12 protein-coding genes are annotated in these 17,798 nt (G+C 64.7%); 2 read left to right on the top strand and 10 right to left on the bottom strand.

Going from position 1 to position 17,798, the window contains the following annotated elements; translation table 11 throughout:
* Positions 1-12: 12 nt before the first annotated feature.
* Genes NL532_RS05275 through NL532_RS05260 form a run of 4 tightly spaced genes read right to left on the bottom strand, consistent with a single transcriptional unit; the run spans position 13 to position 6,009 of the window.
* Positions 13-1,347, bottom strand: a complete 1,335-nt coding sequence (locus NL532_RS05275; protein WP_023829312.1) for a lysine N(6)-hydroxylase/L-ornithine N(5)-oxygenase family protein — start codon at positions 1,345-1,347, stop codon at positions 13-15.
* Complete coding sequence (locus NL532_RS05270; protein ID WP_050590974.1) at positions 1,344-3,164, bottom strand: IucA/IucC family protein; 1,821 nt, start codon at positions 3,162-3,164, stop codon at positions 1,344-1,346. The genes NL532_RS05275 and NL532_RS05270 overlap by 4 nt, the downstream gene beginning before the upstream one ends.
* Positions 3,161-4,225 (bottom strand): GNAT family N-acetyltransferase, encoded by a 1,065-nt coding sequence (locus tag NL532_RS05265; protein ID WP_023829314.1) that lies wholly within the window; start codon positions 4,223-4,225, stop codon positions 3,161-3,163. The genes NL532_RS05270 and NL532_RS05265 overlap by 4 nt, the downstream gene beginning before the upstream one ends.
* Positions 4,222-6,009, bottom strand: a complete 1,788-nt coding sequence (locus NL532_RS05260) for an IucA/IucC family protein (RefSeq protein WP_286487931.1) — start codon at positions 6,007-6,009, stop codon at positions 4,222-4,224. Before NL532_RS05260 ends, NL532_RS05265 begins: the two co-directional genes overlap by 4 nt.
* A gap of 118 nt (positions 6,010-6,127) precedes the next feature.
* Between NL532_RS05260 and NL532_RS05255 the strand changes: the two genes are divergently transcribed.
* Complete coding sequence (locus NL532_RS05255; RefSeq protein ID WP_031203239.1) at positions 6,128-7,300, top strand: MFS transporter; 1,173 nt, start codon at positions 6,128-6,130, stop codon at positions 7,298-7,300.
* 11 nt (positions 7,301-7,311) lie between these two features.
* Here NL532_RS05255 and NL532_RS05250 read toward each other — a convergent pair whose 3' ends face one another.
* The 4 genes from NL532_RS05250 to NL532_RS05235 form a co-directional block, all read right to left on the bottom strand.
* Positions 7,312-8,598, bottom strand: coding sequence for a RhtX/FptX family siderophore transporter (locus tag NL532_RS05250; protein WP_023829316.1), 1,287 nt, complete (start codon positions 8,596-8,598; stop codon positions 7,312-7,314).
* Positions 8,595-8,969: a hypothetical protein gene (locus NL532_RS05245; protein ID WP_155923829.1), complete on the bottom strand. Its 375-nt coding sequence runs from the start codon at positions 8,967-8,969 to the stop codon at positions 8,595-8,597. The genes NL532_RS05250 and NL532_RS05245 overlap by 4 nt, the downstream gene beginning before the upstream one ends.
* A 15-nt stretch (positions 8,970-8,984) precedes the next feature.
* Positions 8,985-11,243, bottom strand: a complete 2,259-nt coding sequence (locus NL532_RS05240) for a TonB-dependent receptor (RefSeq protein ID WP_023829317.1) — start codon at positions 11,241-11,243, stop codon at positions 8,985-8,987.
* A gap of 225 nt (positions 11,244-11,468) precedes the next feature.
* Complete coding sequence (locus NL532_RS05235) at positions 11,469-13,652, bottom strand: primosomal protein N' (protein WP_023829318.1); 2,184 nt, start codon at positions 13,650-13,652, stop codon at positions 11,469-11,471.
* Between the two features lie 90 nt (positions 13,653-13,742).
* On the opposite strand from NL532_RS05235, the gene fsa reads away from it, so the two are divergent.
* Positions 13,743-14,399 (top strand): fructose-6-phosphate aldolase, encoded by a 657-nt coding sequence (fsa, locus tag NL532_RS05230; RefSeq protein ID WP_023688874.1) that lies wholly within the window; start codon positions 13,743-13,745, stop codon positions 14,397-14,399.
* 83 nt (positions 14,400-14,482) lie between these two features.
* Here fsa and NL532_RS05225 read toward each other — a convergent pair whose 3' ends face one another.
* On the bottom strand, positions 14,483-15,079 hold the full coding sequence (locus NL532_RS05225; protein ID WP_023698237.1) for an LPS assembly lipoprotein LptE: 597 nt from the start codon (positions 15,077-15,079) through the stop codon (positions 14,483-14,485).
* Entirely contained in the window at positions 15,066-17,687 is a 2,622-nt protein-coding gene (leuS, locus tag NL532_RS05220) for a leucine--tRNA ligase (protein WP_023829319.1), read from the bottom strand. Before leuS ends, NL532_RS05225 begins: the two co-directional genes overlap by 14 nt.
* Between the last annotated feature and the right edge of the window lie 111 nt (positions 17,688-17,798).

Below are 17,798 nucleotides of genomic sequence, written 5' to 3'. Positions count from 1 at the left end.
CCTCCACAAACATCACCGCGCGCCCGATTCGGTCATCCTCGCATTGGCGCCGAGATGATGCAGGCTTTGTATCGTGTGCCTTGAACTCCAGGCAACCGGCGGATCGGGCAGATCGAGATCGAACTGTGCCCGCCCGAGCAGCGAATTGACGATCTTGGCGCTGCGCCAAGCCATCAGGCTGAGCTGCGGCTCGGCTATGCCATGGCTGAGCCGGCCGGCATTGAGCGCGTAGATCCGGCGGTCGTCGGGCCCGTCCCATTCGACCTCGAAGCTGGCGTTGAGCCTGTAATGACCGCGCTCGTCCAGCGCGATCCTGTTCATGAGCGGTGCCATGCAATCAGGAATGGCAAAGGCATAGCCGGTGGCCAGAACCACCGCATCCACGGTGCGCGTCTCGATGGCGCCGTCGAAGCCGTTGCGCATGATCAGCCGGTATTCGCTGCCTTCCCGCGTCACGTTCAGCACTTCGCGGTGCGGCGTCATGTTGACCGCCGTCGTTTCCTCCGAGAGGTGCCGCAGCGTGTAAAGCTGGCGATAGATCGCCTTCAGCGTGCTCGTCGATGCGCCGTCACCGGCAAGCAGCTGCTGTTCCAGGATCGTCCCGCGCCGCCCTTGCGGCAGCCGATGGAAGTTTTCGACATAGCCCGGCGTGAAGAGTTCGTCGGTGAAAGGCGAGTCGTCCAGTGGCAGGAAATTCGGCCGCATCGAGATCCACTCGATTTCGCGGCCGGCGAAGCGGTCGGAGGAGATCAGATGCAGAAGCACTTCGGCGCCGCTCTGGCCACCGCCGATCACGGCGACACGCTGTCCGCTCAGGCGATCGAGGCGGTTGGCGGCCTGGGCGTTGTGGAAGCATTGATCGGAGGCCGCCGCCCGCGCCCAGGCGGGGATGTTGGGCACCAGCCCGACGGCAATGGCGAGATTGCGCGCGTTCACCTGCTCGCGGCCGATACGCAGCCTGAAATTCGTTCCGTCGAAGTCGATCCGGTCGACGGCGCTGGCGAAGCGCAGCGAAGACAAGTTCTCGCCGACCCATCCGAGATAGCGGGCGAATTCCGGCCGCGGGATGGCTGAGAAATCCGCGTTGAGGAATTCATAGAACCGCTTCTGCGCGACCAGATAGGACATGAACGACCATGGGCTGGTCGGATGCGTCGCGGTGACGAGATCCTTGAGGAAGGATGTCTGCAGTTCGACGCCCGGCAGCATCATGCCCGGATGCCATTCGAGCCGCGTCGCCCGATCGAAGAAGCGCGCTTCGACGCCGTCCACCGCATCGAGATGGGCGGCGAGGCTGAGATTGAACGGCCCGATGCCGATGCCTGCGAGGTCAAGCGTATGGGTCATGGCGAACTCCTTATGGAGCTGGCTGGGCTGATGGGAGATCGCCGGGCTGACTCGGGGTTAAGCGGATTGTCGAGCGGTGTGCCAAGGTCGGGCAGAGGGCGTTCGCCGCTGTCGCCGTAGCCGATGGCGAAGCGCACCTTGTTGATGGCGATGCGTGGGATCTTCGGAGCAAACAGATCGAAGAGCGCGAACCGTTCCGACAGATCCGGGTTCTGCGCCTGGTAGCGCCGGATGGCGCCGGCCAGGATGGCGTAGAAAGTCCTCTCGTCGAAGCGGTCATAGGCGGCCAGCGCCTCGGACAGGAAACGCAGAACGCTGACGATGTGTCCCGTTTGCAGATGCTGGAGAAGATGTGCCGGGGGCCGGCGCTTCAGCGTCGACAGGATTTTGGGGTCGAGGCCGGCCAGTTCGGGAAACGGCTGGTCGACGAGATCGAGGTCGCCCTGGAAATCCTTGACCGCCACGCCGAGAGGCGCCGCTCCGTCGAGGATGATGGTGACGTTCTGGCCATGGGCGATGAAGCCGACGCCGTAACGGCACATGAAGTGGTAGAGCGGCACGAACACCGTGGAGAACAGGCGGTCCAGCCATGCCTCCGGACCAAGGCCGGATTGCTCGATGAGGGCGCTGGCGATCGGCCTGCCATGGGCGTCGCGCTGCGGCAGGGCGCCCATCATCATCGGCCGCTGGCCCGCTGTCAGATCCTTTTCGGGGCTTTCGCGCCATATGGCGCCCAGCATCTCGCAAAACTGATAGGGCGCGCCTTCAACGCCGGTATAGTGCGGATGCGAATAGAAGGCGCCGGCGACTTCCTGCAAGACCTTGACGTCCTTGAGCACCGGGTCCGCGGCCGCCACCGTGGCCAGCCAGCGCGACAGATCGGCGCCGATCACCATGTATTTGCCCGGCACGCCGCGCCACGCTGAGGTGTTGAGGACGGTCAGCGGCAGCTTGACGTGCAGCGCCTCGGGCCGTGCCACATTGGCAAGCGTGCGCAGCGACTGCAAGGGCAGGAACGGATCGCCGAACTGGCCAAGCGGCACCAGCCGGCCGGCGGCGATCTCGCTACCATATTGCGAGGCGATCATCGCCTGCCACTGCCAGGGGTGGACCGGCAGCAGCCTATGCGTCGATCGCGAGATCCCGGCGGCGCTGAAAGCCGCTTCGAGCCTTGCGCGCTCGTAGTCGCCGAGTGCGGCCTGCAGCAGCGCCTCTTCGTCGAGCCCGCAGTCAAGCGCCAGCAGGCAGCGATCGCTGGCGGCGGCAAGCCAGAAGAGCTGGAATGCGGTGGCCGATTCTGGCGCGTAGCGCTCGAAGTCGTCCCGTCCCCAGCCAAGCCGTCCCTTGTTGGCAGGGGCCTTCGGATGGCCGTCGAGCAATGCCTGCAACTCGGTATCCGGCAGCGCGGCTAGATCGGCGGCCGGTCGATTGCCGCGTGCCTTGGCGATCCGCATGTCGGCCATCAGCGTGTTGTAAAGCTCCTTCGCATAGGTGCAGAATGTTGCCGGCGACATGCCGAGCGTCTCGCGCGCGTCGGCGAAGAAGGCGACCGCATCGTCGACCGGCAGCTCGATGCCGGCGTCGCGAGTCAGCGTCTCCGGACGGATGGCGATCTGGCCCCACAGGCGCCGCGTCGCGGCAAAGCGATAGGTCACGCCGGGGCCGGGCGTCAGCTCCCATCGGCCGGGCGAAAGCTCGCGCGGCGACAGGCACTCCTCGAAGGTCAGTTCGGAAATGGCCTTGGCGACGGCGTCGCGGTTGATCGCGGCCCAGCGTGTCGCCTCCCCCGCTTTGGCAATCGGTTGCTGCACCGTCACAGCGGCACCTCGCGGAAGAAGCGCTCGCGTTCGCAGCAGACCAGCGCCGCGCGCTTGTGCGGGAAGTCGAACTCCTTGACTTTGTCGTAGGCGGCGCCGGCGCAATAGCTCAGCATCTTCTGGTGCGCGGCGCGTGGCTCGCCGACGACGCGCTGCGTGCGCGGCTCGTCGAGGAACAGATAGTGGGTGACGGAGCGGAACAGTGACAGCGTCTTCGGCCGGCCGAGATGGCGCATATTGCCGATCAGCCCATGCCAGCCGCGGTCCCAGTCGTGCGGCTCATAATAGGGCCCGAGCCGGTCCTCCTTGGCCCAGTAGAACTCGAAATAGCCGGTCGGCTCGCCGTCGAAGCTGGCGATGACGCCGAAAATATGCGGATCGCTTTCCTGCTCGGCGAGATATTTGTCGAGATCCTCATGGCTCTGGGCAAGTTCCCAGGAGAAGGCGACGCGGCCATCGTTCATCCAGCGATGGAAGAGGTCGAGATCGGTCCGGCGGTCGATCGGCCGCAGCGACACGGTGAGGCCGATTTCCGGAATCCAGCGTTCGTACATCGGGCCGCAGGGGCGCGGTTGGCGCAATGGCGGCAGCCGGTCTTCCGGGCCGATAGCGGTCGTCAATGCCGGATAGGTGACATGCGAGGCCTGGCTGCGCCACAGCAGCGGCAGCTGGCGCAGGACCGAGCGATGAATGACGGCGCGCTCCGGTTCGCCTGCGGCCGTCTCGGTGGCCAGCGCCGAAACCGGCCACAGCGTCTTGGCCGCCGGCAGGAAGGCGCGGTCGAAGGTAGGATGCAGGCACAGTGCCGCGTCGACGAGGCCCGCCAGGACCTGCGGCTGATCGAGACGGCCTCCCGTGAACGCGACGTCATCGATGAGCAGGCGGCCATCCGCGATGGAGATGCGGGCCTGTCCCACCGCTGTTCCCTCAGCGTTGACCAGGCTGACATGGCCATCGCCGGCACGGATGGCGAGCGGCTCCGCGGCCGAGGCCAGATGCTGCCATCCTTCGTTGCCGGCGACGGTGGCGGGTGACCAGTTTTTCGCAGCCTCGATGTTCATGCGTATTCTCTCACATGCAGGGGGTTGGGAAGCTCGACGTAACCGGCCAGCGGGTCGGTCACCTCGGTGTTCTCATTGATGTCGCGCAGCGCGATCAGGAAATTGCCCTTGGCGGCGAGCGTCGGCGCGTTGAGCAAATAGTCGACGCAGGACCGGTCAGCCATCGGCGTGGCGGCCAGCCGCTCGAGCGAGCGGCGGAATATCGCCAGCAGATCGTCTTCGTTGGTGAGGCCAGCGGCGGCAAGGGCTGCGACGGCGGCGAAAGCGCCATTGACGACCAGATAGTAGCCGAACAGCTTCGCGGCCGCTTCCGCTGGGAAGACATGATCGCCCGCCTGACCGGCCTCGGGCACGAATTCGCGCAGCCTGGGCAGAAATTCCTCGACATAACCGGTGCCCTGGCAGTCGCGAAAATAGAGCGCATTCGGCCAGCCTCCGGAAAGACCGACGACGAGGTTCTGCTGATGGGCGCCGAACAGCAGGCCGAATTCCGAGAAGGCAACGATAAACGGCTCGATGGCGGCATGATGGAAACGCTCGAACCACAAACGCGCCGTTTCCTCGACAGGTCGCTTCTCGTCGCGGGCGATACGGTGGACCAGGTCGGACAGATGGCTTTCGGTACGGCCGGGATGGCGCTCGCAAAGCGCGCCGAGAACGGCAGCCGGCGGATTGCCCGTGCCGCGAAACGGATTTTCGCGAAACGAGACGATGGTATCCGTCATCAGCCGGCCGTCTTCGTCACGCAGGCCGAACCAGGCGGGCTCACCCAGCACCGTCATGGTCGGGCAGCGCCGCTGCAAGGCATAGCCGAGCTTGCCCTTGACCAGCCGGTGCACCGAAAGGCCGCGCCGGCACTCATGCTCCTCGACGATGCGCCTGGAATTGGTCAGGCGCAGGCTGAGCGAGAATTTCAGCATCCACTCGGCTTCAGACGAATGAACCGTGCGCAGCGAGGTCGTGGCCCGCCACGCTGGTCCGCCGAGCCCAACATCGACGATACGACCGGCGCGAAACAGGCGCTCGACGCGGTCTTCCAGCATGAGCCGTACGGCCTGCCACGGATGCATCGGAACGAGAACCTTGCCCTGTTGCTTGCCAGCCCGAGCAAGCAGCTGCGGATCGCTGGCGGCAAGCCCGCGGACCATCTCGGTGACATCTAGCGGCTCGACGCTGCCTCCAGTGAGGATGGTCGGGTCGACGGCCCACCAGCGCAGTTTGAACGCATTGCAGTATTCATGCCCGAAGCGCGCGGAATCCGTGTGCGTGAACTCTTCGCGACTCATCGGCGCCGGATGCACGGCATGGCCGAAGCGCAGGGCGCTTTCGGCATCGATGAAATCAGGATCGCCTTCGGAGAAGGGCCGCGACGATCCACGCGCCGCAGTCGCGTCAGCGATTGCGGCGATGCTGGCCAGGCTGCGGCGCAGGAAGGTCAGTCGGCTTTTCGCTGTCGCCCGGCCGGCAATGTCGGGATCCGCCAGGATCAGCGCCAAAAGGCTGAAAAGGTCGATCTCGGTCGCTTCGCCATCGGCCCCCTCGTTACTAATATCGAGGCGCCAGAGCGGCATCGCTAAATCGTGGTAACCAACCTTCGAGCGATGCCGCGCCTCGACGAGCACCGCCGCGCGCGAGGCAGGGAAATTCAGACGCAGCACGGCTGCCTGCGGCCGAAACAGCCCGGTTTGCCTGGCGTCGACGAATTCCCAGCCATCCCATTCCCGCAGCAACGCGTTGAGGAACGGGCTTAATGCAGAGGAAGAATCTGGTTTTGCTTGTTCCATGTGCATCCTCATAAATCATAATATACTGCATGCATTACATTTATACGTGTCGACTTTAAACATTTCTGTTGATTATCTATTCTAGACAAGAAATAAGCTTCGCCTTATGACGACCCGGGTGAAAAATCGATCTTCGCTTCTGCGCCGCCTGGCAATCGCGGTCTCGGCAATCGGCTTCGGCCAGTCGGCCTTCGTATCGCTCGTTCCCCTGGTGATGGAGCGGCTGAGGGTCGACACGTTTGCCATCGGCGCGGCAACTGCTGTCGGCGCGGCGGCCTTTCTGGTCGGCTCGCCGCTGTGGGGCCGCATGGGCGAGCGGCTTGGCCATGCCAGGCTGCTGCGCTTGCTCGGCCTCGCCATACTGGCCGGCCAGGCGGTGTTCGCCATTCTGCTGATAGCCGGCACGGGAGCCGCGCTGGGCATCGCTTTGCTGATGCTTTCGCGAACCGTGTACGGTTTTGCCGCGTCCGGCGTCATGCCGACGGCGCAGGTCTGGGCCAGCCGCTCGGTTGCCGATGACAGGCGACAGGCCGCGCTGGGACTGCTTGGCGCCGGCGTCAGCATGGGGCGGCTGGCCGGCGCGCTGGCGGCAACGGCTGCCGTCCTGTCGCCGCTGCTGCCGCCCATCCTGTTCCTGTTCAGCCCGCTGTTGCTGTGGCTCGCGCGGGGCAAAGGGGAAGCCGGCGGACGGACCGACGGCAGGGCGGCCGACGTCGGCCGTGGAATATCGCCCTTCGATCGCCGCGCTCTGCCTTGCCTGGCGATGGGCTTGTGCCTGACTCTGGGCTTCGGACAGGCACAGATGATGCTCGGCCCGATGGTCCAGCAGCGTTTTGGCCTTGGTGCGACGCAGGCCACGACGTTGACCGGCCTGGCCCTGATGCTGGTCGCCGTCGTCATGGTTCTGGTCCAGGGACTGCTCATGGCGCGCCTGCGGCTGGCGGAGCGCAACAGCGTCATCGTCGGCTGTCTCATGGTTTGCGTCGGCATGACGGCGCTGGCCGTCACGGCCAGCCATGTTGCCTCGGCAGCGTCTCTGGTGGTGGCAGCGGCCGGCATTTCCCTGGCTACACCCGGCTACACCGCCTGGCTGATGAAGCGCCTGGAGCCCGGCGAGCAGGGCGCGGCGGCCGGCTGGCTCACCAGCACCCATGTGCTCGGCCAGAGCATCGGCGCATTGGCCGGCGGCTTCGCCTTCACGCTCTGGCCCTTTGCGCCGCTGGCCGGCTGCGCGGCGTTGGCGCTGGCCGCCGCCTGTCTCGCTGCCATGGTTCGTGAGACCGGGCGTTAGGAAGACCGCGCTCATTCGGCGACCTCCGGCAATGGCGGCATCGGAGTACCCGGTTGGGCTTTTGCGGTATCGGCGAAATGGGCATTCAACATGCGATAGGTCGCCACCACGGCTATGCCCGACAGCACGGTCGCCAGGGTGAACAGCGCGGAGTAGCCGAGCATGTCGGCGAGGCGCCCGGCAAGCATGGAGCCGACGAGGTAGACGATAAGCTGGGCGCAGGACAGGATGGTGAAGTCGGTGCCCGGCTGGTCCGACGACGTCACGGCCATAAACAGGCTGTAGAGCGCCACGATCTCCATGTAGCGCACCAGCGTCTGCAGGAACGAGGCGCCGAAGATCGGCCAGAAGCCGGCGATAGCGCCGAAAGCGTGCAGCGCGAAGATCAGGAAGCAGATGGTTCGCAGCGCGCCGAGCAGGCCGAGCACCGAGGCGGCGCCCCTTTTGTGCAGCAGCCACGCCGCCAGCGCCGAGCCGCCGAGCCCGACGGTGAGCGCGGCACCGCCCGAGAGATAACCGATGATATCGAGCGGCACGCCGGCATCGACGAGATAGGAGCCTTCCATCGACTTCACCAGCCCCTCGCTGGCGCGGTAGATGAGCGCGATCCACAGGATCTGGCGTGCCTCCGGCCGGCGCAGAAAGCGCAGGATCGAGGGGCGATCGATGGCCGCCTGCGGCGCGCTGGCGACGGGATCGGTCTCGCGCATGGCGAAGGCGGCGACCAGCGGGATGATGGACAGCGCGGCCACCATGGCCACCATGGTTTGCCAGCCGGCATGATGATAAGCCAACAGGCCGAGCGTGCCGCCGAGAACGACGCCGAGCGCGACGGCGCCGCCCTGGATCGCATTGCCGATCGGCCTGTCCTTCGGGTCGAGATATTTGGCCGCGTAGCCGTCGGTGGCGATGTCCTGGGTCGACATCAACAGGCTCACGACAAGGCCGACGGCAAAGATACCGGCGACATCGGTCGGCTCGATCCAAAGCATGGCGGCGATGCCGGCGATGACGCCGATCTGGGTGATGATGACCCAGCCGGCGCGATGGGCGCGGGCCATTGGCCGAAAGCGGTCGACCAGCGGCGCCCACAGGAATTTCAGCACCAGCGGCAGCATCAGCAGCGCCATCGAGCCAATGGCGGTGCGCGACACGCCCTGCTCGCGCAGGATCGGCGGGATCGCCGCGGCAAACAGATAGCTCGGGATGGCCTGCGCCAGATAAAGGCAGGCGAGAACGACGAAAAGCCGCAGGCGCGAAAGCCCGGCGGGCGCCGGCCGGTCTGCGTCGGCGCTCATTTGACATAGTCCTTCGGTGCGTAACCGTTCAGGAAGGCGCCGGCCTCCGCCCGGCTGCGGGTGACGAGCACTGGAAAGCCGAACAGGCTTTGCCAGACGCGCTGCATGTTCTCGTCGGCGGCGGGGCGCACCAGCGCACAGGCGCGGCAGGCTTTTTCGAGCTGCTCGCGTTCCGCCTTGTACCAGAGGTTTTGCGCCTTGCGCTGGGCGTCGCTCAGCGCGATCTCGATGCGGATATCGACCAACAGCACGAACGGCTCCCGTTCCTGCGAAAGGCGGCCGAGCGCCTCGATATAGCGCGCGCCATCCGCCGGATCGGCTGGCGCTTCTGCCAGCAGCGAGACTAATGCACCGTTTCGTTGGAGAGACACCGCCACCGCCGCCCCTCAGAATGTGATCTGGTAGGACAACGCAACCGAACGTCCCAGACCCGGAACGTCGGCGCCGCGGGTCGCCGATGCGGAAGGGTTGATGTAGTAGGTGTCGAACACATTGCGCACGGCAAGGTTCAGCACGCTTTCATTGCCGAACGTCTTCGAGACGGCGAGATTGACCAGTGCTGCACCGTCCAGTTCCTGGGTGGCGATGCGGTCGCGTCCGGAAAACAGCTCCAACTCGCTGCGCAGGGTCAGCTCGTTCTCGAAACGGGTGGTGAGATAGACCAGGCCCTTGTAGGTCGAGGGGATACGGTTGTTGGGCAGATATTCGTTAGCTTCGATGTGGCCGTCGTGATCCGCGTCGTATTTGCCTTCGACATAGCCGACCGATCCGCCCAGCGTGAACATGCCGCTGAGGTCTGCCTCGAGATTGGCTTCGACCCCCCAGATACGTTCCTTCTGCTGCGATACCCGGTTGTTGACGATGTCGTAGCTGACGCCGTTGTCCGAGGTCGACAGATAGGTGCTGACGCCGCCGCGATAGTCGCCCCAATCGCCGCGCAGACCGGCTTCCCAGGTGTTCACCAGCTGGGGTTCAGGCGCGATATCGGCATAGCTGATCGCGTAATCCGGCGCGTTGGTGCATGGCAGCAGCGGCCGGATGGCGGTGCCATAGGCGTCGCAGGTTTCGGCGTTGGAGTTCAACCCGGCCCGGCGGGTGAAGCCGCCAATGTCGGTCAGGCTGTAGCCTTGCGAGAAATTGCCGAAAAGCTGCATCCTTTCGGTCAGATCGTAGACGGCGCCGGCGTTGAAGGTGACGGCGTCGTAGTCGAACGAGCCGCCGGTCACCTGGATCGCCGGCAGGCCGATAATGTTGCGGCCGAGCAGAACGGCAGCGGCAGGCCGGGTGAAGTCTTCAACATTGAGATAAAACTGGTCGTAGCGCGCGCCGCCGCTGATGCGAAAGCGATCCGTCACCGGAATTTCGCCTTGCGCAAACAAGGCAACCGAGTTCTGGGTCGTGGGCGAGATGGCGTCCTGACCGTTGGTCAGCTGCTGATCGGTGGCATCGAAGACGTAGTCGGCGCCCCAGGTCAGCGTGCTGCCCTGAGTGATAAAGTCCATCGGCGTGTTGACGGTCAGGTTGACGCCGCTGCGCCGCGATTGCAGCGCCGTCTGGTTGAAGTCGGCGGTTGGGTCCGTACCCGGCGGCAGGATCACCGGCCGCGTCGGGTTCGTCGGTAAATACACCTGGCTGTTGACGGCCGAGAATTTGGTAAAGGGCGACTGCTTGAAGATGTCGTTGTAGAACGCCTTGACCTCGAGGTTTCCGAGCGCGAAGTCGCTGTCGGTGTATTTGGCGGTCAGATATTTCGAATCTTCCTTCAGCGGCTTGCCTTCATAGGGATCGCCGAAATCCGGGGAGACGGGATTGGTCCTGTAATCGGTGAACCAGTCCGGCTTCTGGTTGGCATAGGTCCAGTCGACGCTGGCCTCGAAGCGCCTGGAATCGAACTGGTAGCCGGCCACGCCGAAGAGATTGCCCGTGCCGGTGCGGTCGCCGCCGCCTTGCCCAAGCATGGCGTCCGAAGCCACCTCGTTGCCGTGGCCGTCATAGGTGCGGCGCGACAGATCACCGGACGCCGAGAAGAAATAGTCGAAATCGCCTTTCTTGCCCTCGACCGAGACACTGGTGCTTGGCCCGGCCGACTTGCCGGGGTTTTCGGTGAAGGCGGCGACGCCGGTGCGCACCGTCACCTTCGGCTTGTCGCTGTCGCCGCGCTTGGTGATGAAGTTGATCGTGCCGCCGGTGGCGCCGGCGCCATAAAGGCTGGACGCGCCATTGATGACTTCGATGCGCTCGACCGAATTCAGGTCGATCATCGACAGGATGCGTGAGACGTCCCGCAGCGGTGTGTTGCGCGGCACACCATCGACCATGATGAGAACGCTGCGCCCGCGGAAGGTTTCCGAAGCGCCGGAAATGGTCTGGTTGCGTGGCGCGTAGCCGGGGACGATGCGGCTGATCAGGGTCGCGGCGTCGATATTTTCCTCCGCGGCTTCCTCGACCTGTTCCTGTTCCACGACCTGGACAGACTGAGCGACGCTGGAAATCGACCTTTCATTGCGGCCGGTGACCAGTATCTGATCGAGCACGGTGGCTCCCTGCTGGTCCGTCGGAGCGGCTTCCTGGGCAAATGCCGCGCCTGCCAGGATCGACCAACCCAAAGCCGATGACCAAAGAAGCGTACTGAAAAATCTGCGCATGCTGTCCCCATCCATGCCCTGGTCCCCAGCGCCAGAGCGGAAAGGCCCAGTTATAATTCATGATAAAACGAGTCAACATTATTTTGTGGCTTTTCAAATCAGGATTAGTCAGCGAACGGATGGGAGCCGGGTACATGAACGGCGCGCATTTTAGCCGGCACTAAGATGCTGAGTTTTCTTGACAAACGGCTTACGGGCGGCCGGCGGCGGCGTCAGCCTTTGTGCTTACAAGAAGCTCTGCGGATCGATGTCGACCTGCACGCGAACCGAGCCGCGCTGCTTCGGCCCTTCGGCCAGCATGGTGCGGATGAAGCCTTGGATGTCGGCGCGCTTTTCACCCTGGATCAGCAAACGGAAACGATGGCGCCCACCGAGCAGCGACAGCGGCGCCTCGGCCGGACCGAGCACGAACAGGTCGCTGGCCTGGGGTGCTGCACGGCGCAGGCCGCGCGCGTGGCCTTCGGCCTCGGCCCGCGTCACCGCACTGACGATGACGCCGGCAAGCCTGCCGAAGGGCGGCAGGGCTGCCCGTTCGCGCTCAGTGATCTCGCGTTCGTAAAAGGCCTCGGCATCGCCCGAGACGATCGCCCGCATCACCGGATGGTCCGGCTGGAAAGTCTGCAGCAGGCCGAGGCTCTTCTTGCCGGTGCGGCCGGCGCGGCCGGTCACCTGGCTGAGCAACTGGAAGGTGCGCTCAGCGGCGCGCGGATCGCCATTGGCGAGGCCGAGATCGGCATCGACGACACCGACCAGCGTCATGTTGGGAAAGTTATGGCCCTTGGCGACCAGCTGCGTGCCGATGACGATGTCGGCCTCGCCATTGGCAATGGCCTCGAGCTCCAGCCGCAGCCGGCGCACTCCACCCATCAAATCGGACGACAGGACGATCGTGCGCGCGTCGGGGAAATGCGCCACGACTTCTTCAGCTATCCGCTCGACGCCAGGCCCGCAGGCGACCAGATGGTCGAGCGTGCCGCATTCCGGACAAGCCTCCGGCCGCTTCTCATTGTGCCCGCAATGATGGCAGACGAGTTGGCCGCGAAAGCGGTGCTCGACCAGCCAGGCCGAACAAACCGGGCAGCCGAAGCGGTGGCCGCAGACACGGCACAGCGTCAGCGGCGCATAGCCGCGCCGGTTGAGGAACAGCAGCGACTGCTCCTTCTTCTCCAGCGTACGTTGCATCTGGTCGATCAGCAGCGGCGACAGAAAGCCGCCCCGGGCCGGCGGCGCGCGCCGCAGGTCGATCGTCTTGAGATCGGGAAGCGCGGCTTCGGCAAAGCGCGCCGACAGCACCGCCCTGCTGTAGCGGCCCTGCTGCGCATTGACCCGGCTTTCGACCGATGGCGTCGCCGACGCCAGCACCACCGGGAAGCCGCTGATATGGCCGCGCACCACCGCCATGTCGCGCGCATTGTAGAAGACGCGATCCTCCTGCTTGTAGGCGGGGTCGTGCTCCTCGTCGACGACGATCAGCCCGAGCTCGCGGAACGGCAGGAACAGCGCCGAGCGTGCGCCGGCGACGACGCGCACGCCGCCTTCCGCCACCTGTCGCCAGACGTTTTCGCGCATTCGGGGCGGCAGGTCGGAATGCCATTCCGCCGGCTTGGCGCCGAAACGCTGCTGGAAGCGTTCGAGGAAGGCATGCGTCAGCGCGATCTCCGGCAGCAGGATCAGCACCTGCCTGCCCTGGTCCAGGGCTGCCGCCACCGCTTCGAAATAAACTTCCGTCTTGCCCGAGCCGGTGACGCCGTCGAGCAGCGTGACGTTGAAAGCAGCGGCCGCGACATTGGCGCGCAGCATGGCGGCCGCGTCTGCCTGGTCCGGCATCAGCTCCGGCATGGCGTAGGAGGGATCGGGCGCGGCGACCACCGGTCGAGGCGGGATCATCACCGTCTCGAACACGCCTTGCGCCTTGAGCCCCTCGACCACCGTCGACGACACGCCCGCCGCGTGCGCCAGGCCGGATCGCGTCCAGGCGAGCCCCCCTTCCGCCGTCTCCAGCACGCGCGTCCTGGCATCCGTCATCCGGTCGGGCATGACGAGGGTCCGCTGCAGGCCCTCGATCCATGGTTCGGGATCGAACGCCTCCGGCGCGCGCAACAGCATGCGCGCCACCATGCCGGGCGGCGACAGCGTGTACTGCGCCAGCCAGTCGACAAAGCGGCGCATGCCGCGGTCGATCGGCGGGCAGTCGAAGACCTGTTCGATCGGGCGCAGCTTTTTGGCGTCGATATTCTCGACCGCACCATCCCAGACGATGCCGGCAACCTGGCGCGGACCGAGCGGCACGCGCACGATCGAGCCCGGCACCACGCGCACGCCGGCAGGCACAGCGTAGGTGTAGGGCCGTTCGGCCGGCATCGGCACCAGCACCGGCGCGGCTGCGACAAAGGGCGAATCTTCGATCATCGGGCGTGACCTTGCCCCGACTTTGGTCTAGATCAAAGGGCAACCCCGAATGTGCATGGCATGCACATGGAAATCTTTCAGGAGACCCCCATGAAATTTTTTGTCGACACCGCTGACATCAAGGACATCAAGGAACTGAACGACCTGGGGCTGCTCGACGGCGTGACCACCAATCCCTCGCTGATCCTGAAATCCGGCGGCAAGATCGCCGAGGTCACCAAGCAGATCTGCGACATCGTCAAGGGCCCGGTTTCGGCCGAGGTTGTTGCGGTCGAATACAAGGACATGATGGCCGAGGCCAACATCCTGGCCAAGATCGCCGACAATGTCTGCATCAAGGTGCCGCTGACGCTCGACGGCCTGCGCGCCTGCAAGACGATCCGCACCGAGATGAACCGCATGGTCAATGTAACGCTGTGCTTCTCGGCCAACCAGGCGCTGCTGGCGGCCAAGGCCGGCGCCTCGTTCATCTCGCCCTTCGTCGGCCGCGTCGACGATACCGGCGCGGACGGCATGGAACTGATCCAGGAGATCCGGCAGATCTACGACAATTACGATTTCGACACCGAGATCCTCGTCGCTTCGGTTCGCACCGTGAACCACGTCAAGCAGGCAGCCCTGATCGGCGCCGATGTCGTTACCGCGCCGGCCGCGACGCTGAAGGCGCTGGTCAAGCACCCGTTGACCGACAAGGGCCTGGATCAGTTCGCTGCCGACTGGGCCAAGACCGGCCAGAAGATCGGCTGAGATCGGGTTCGATACAAAAAGGCCGGGAAACCGGCCTTTTTATTGCGGACTGCTAAAGTCGAGTTGGCAAGGCTAGGAAACGCTCAGGCCTTCTTGCCGTGCCTGACCAAATCCTGGGCGACCGACAGGCTCACCATTTCAGCCAGTTCGCGTGCGGCGCGGTTCTCGGCGTCGAGCTGCGCCCGGTAGGAGGCGAACTCCTGCGTCGGCTTGTCGAAAGATGATGGGATCGACCGCTTGCCGGTGGCGATCACCACGCCGGTCCTGGCATCGGTCAGCACATAGTTTGCGGTCAGCGTTACCGTGCCTGCCGTCGGCTCGTCTTCGTCGGTCTGAATCTGCACCACCGCGGCCGATTCGACCAGTTCGGTGACACCGAGATCGAGCATGTAGACCGGTGCCGTCGTCTCGCCGGCACCCTGGCCGAAGGCGAAGATCAGATTGTTGCGGACCTGCTGGGCATAGCGGGTCTTGACCGGCTTGACCGCGATCGAGGCGAGCTCCGCCGACGCGCTGACAGTCGAGCCTGCCGTCAGCGGCGCGCTCGAATAGAGCGGCCTGACCGTGCAGGCCGAAACCAGCGTCATCGAGGCCACCAGCCCGCAGAGCGCGGTGCGGCGCAGCACATGCGTCGTCTTTCCGAAGTCAAGCCCCGTCTTTTTGAAATCAGGCAACGACATTGACGATCCTCTGCGGCACGATGATCACCTTGCGGGGCGCCTTACCTTCCAGCGCTTTCTGCACGAAGTCGAGAGCCAGAACCGCTTTTTCGACCGCACCTTGGTCCGCGTCGCGGGCAATTGTCAAATCGCCGCGCTTCTTGCCGTTGACCTGAACCGGCAGCACGATCTCGTTGTCGACCACCAGCGCCGGGTCGTAGACCGGCCATGGCCGTTCGGCGACCAGATCGGTGCCGCCGAGCGTGTGCCAGCACTCTTCGGCCAGATGCGGCATGACCGGCGCGACCACATGCACAAGGATCTCCACCGCCTCGCGGCAGGCGCCTTTCAGCGCCGCATCGGCCTTGCCCTCGGCAACGTCGTTGAGCGGCGCGGTCAAGGCATTGGCAAGTTCGTAGATGCGGGCGATGGCCCGGTTGAAGCCGAGCTTCTCGATATCCTCGCCGATCGCTTTCAGGATCTTGTGTGCGGCCTTGGAAACGGCACCGGCCTCGCCATCCTGCGCCGCCTGTGGCTTGACGCCATCGAGCGTCTCGGCGGCGATCGACACCAGGCGCCAGACACGCTGGATGAAACGGTGCGCGCCGGCGGCGCCATCGTCCGTCCACTCGACGTCGCGCTCGGGCGGCGAATCCGACAGCATGAACCAGCGTGCGGTGTCGGCGCCGTAGCCGTCGGTGATGTCTTCCGGGCTTACCGTATTCTTCTTCGACTTCGACATCTTTTCGAGTGAGCCGATCGCCGCCTCTTCGCCGGTGGCGATCTCGATGGCGCGGCGCTTGCCGCCGACATCCTCGATCCTGACCTCAGCCGGCGACAGCCAGCGGTTCGACGCACCGCCGACGCGGTAGGTCTCATGCACCACCATGCCTTGCGTGAACAGGCCCTTGAATGGCTCGGCCAGGTCGAGATGCCCGGTCGCACGCATGGCGCGGGTGAAGAAGCGCGAATAGAGCAGATGGAGGATCGCGTGCTCGATGCCGCCAATATACTGGTCGACGGCCAGCCAGTCATCGGCAGCCTTGGGCTCCGTCGGCTCATTGGCCCAGGGCGCGGTGAAGCGCGCGAAATACCAGGACGAATCGACGAACGTGTCCATCGTGTCGGTCTCGCGGCGCGCATCCTTGCCGCATTGCGGGCACTTCACATGCCGCCAGGTCGGGTGGCGGTCGAGCGGATTGCCGGGACGGTCGAACTCGATGTCGTCGGGCAGCTTGACCGGCAGGTCGGCCTTCGGCACCGGCACGACGCCGCAATCCTCGCAATGGATCATCGGGATCGGGCAGCCCCAGTAGCGCTGACGCGAAATGCCCCAGTCGCGCAAGCGGAAGTTCACCTTGCGCTCCGCCATTGGCCGCCCGCCTATGGTCTTCTGCTCCAGGAGCTTTGCCACCTCGTCGAACGCCTGCTCCGGCTTCAGGCCGTCGAGGAAACGCGAATTGATCATCACGCCGTCATCGACATAGGCCTCTTCCGTGACATGGAAGGTCTTGGCGTCGGCATCTTCCGGCATCACCACCGGGATCACCGGCAGGCCGTATCTGTTGGCGAAATCGAGGTCGCGCTGGTCGCCCGACGGGCAGCCGAATATGGCGCCGGTGCCGTATTCCATCAAAACGAAATTCGCGACGTAGACCGGCAGGGTCCACGAGTCGTCGAACGGATGCACGACGCGGATGCCGGTGTCGAAACCTTTCTTCTCGGCCGTCTCCAGTGCGGCCACCGACGTGCCCATATGCCTGATTTCGTCGATGAACTTGGCCAGATCGAGATTGGTCTCGGCGGCCTTCCTGGCCAGCGGATGGTCGGCGGCAACCGCCATGAACGACGCGCCGAAAATGGTGTCGGGCCTGGTCGTGTAGACCTCCAGTTCCTTCGCATCGCCAACCGGAGCGGCCAGCGGCCAGCGGATCAGCAGCCCTTCCGAGCGGCCGATCCAGTTCTGCTGCATCAGCTTGACCTTTTCCGGCCACTCGCCGAGACCATTCAGCGAGTCCAGCAGGTCCTGCGCGTAGTCGGTGATCTTGAAGAACCACTGCGTCAGCTCGCGCTGTTCGACCAGCGCGCCCGAGCGCCAGCCACGGCCGTCGATGACCTGCTCGTTGGCGAGCACCGTCATGTCCTCCGGGTCCCAGTTGACCTTGGAGGATTTGCGCGTCACCAGCCCCTTTTCGACGAAATCGAGGAACAGCATCTGCTGGCGGTGGTAATAGTCGACGTCGCAGGTGGCGAACTCACGCGCCCAGTCCAGCGACAGGCCCATCATCTTGAGCTGCTCGCGCATGGCGGCGATGTTGGCGTAGGTCCATTCCTTGGGATGGACCTTGTTCTGCATCGCCGCGTTTTCAGCCGGCATGCCGAAAGCGTCCCAGCCCATCGGGTGCAGCACGTTGAAGCCCTTGGCCCGCTTGTAGCGCGCCACCACATCACCCATCGTGTAGTTGCGGGTGTGGCCGATGTGGATCTTCCCCGAGGGATAGGGGAACATCTCCAGCACGTAGTATTTCGGCTTTGGATCGTTGTTATGCGCTTCGAACAGCTTCTTTTCGGCCCAGGCCTTCTGCCATTTGGGCTCTGACGCGCGCGGATTGTATCGTTCGGTTGCCATCGGATGATTTTCACTTAAAAGCAGGCGCAGACCGCCGGACAAGGCCCGGTGGCCAAGGTAAATGTCGTCGCGGTGTTCACCATGGATTGCCGGACCCGTCAACTGCGGCGA

This window comes from Mesorhizobium sp. C120A (assembly GCF_030323105.1).
Taxonomy (GTDB): domain Bacteria; phylum Pseudomonadota; class Alphaproteobacteria; order Rhizobiales; family Rhizobiaceae; genus Mesorhizobium.
Note: the sequence above shows the minus strand (reverse complement) of the source record. Positions and strands in the feature narration are given on the sequence as shown.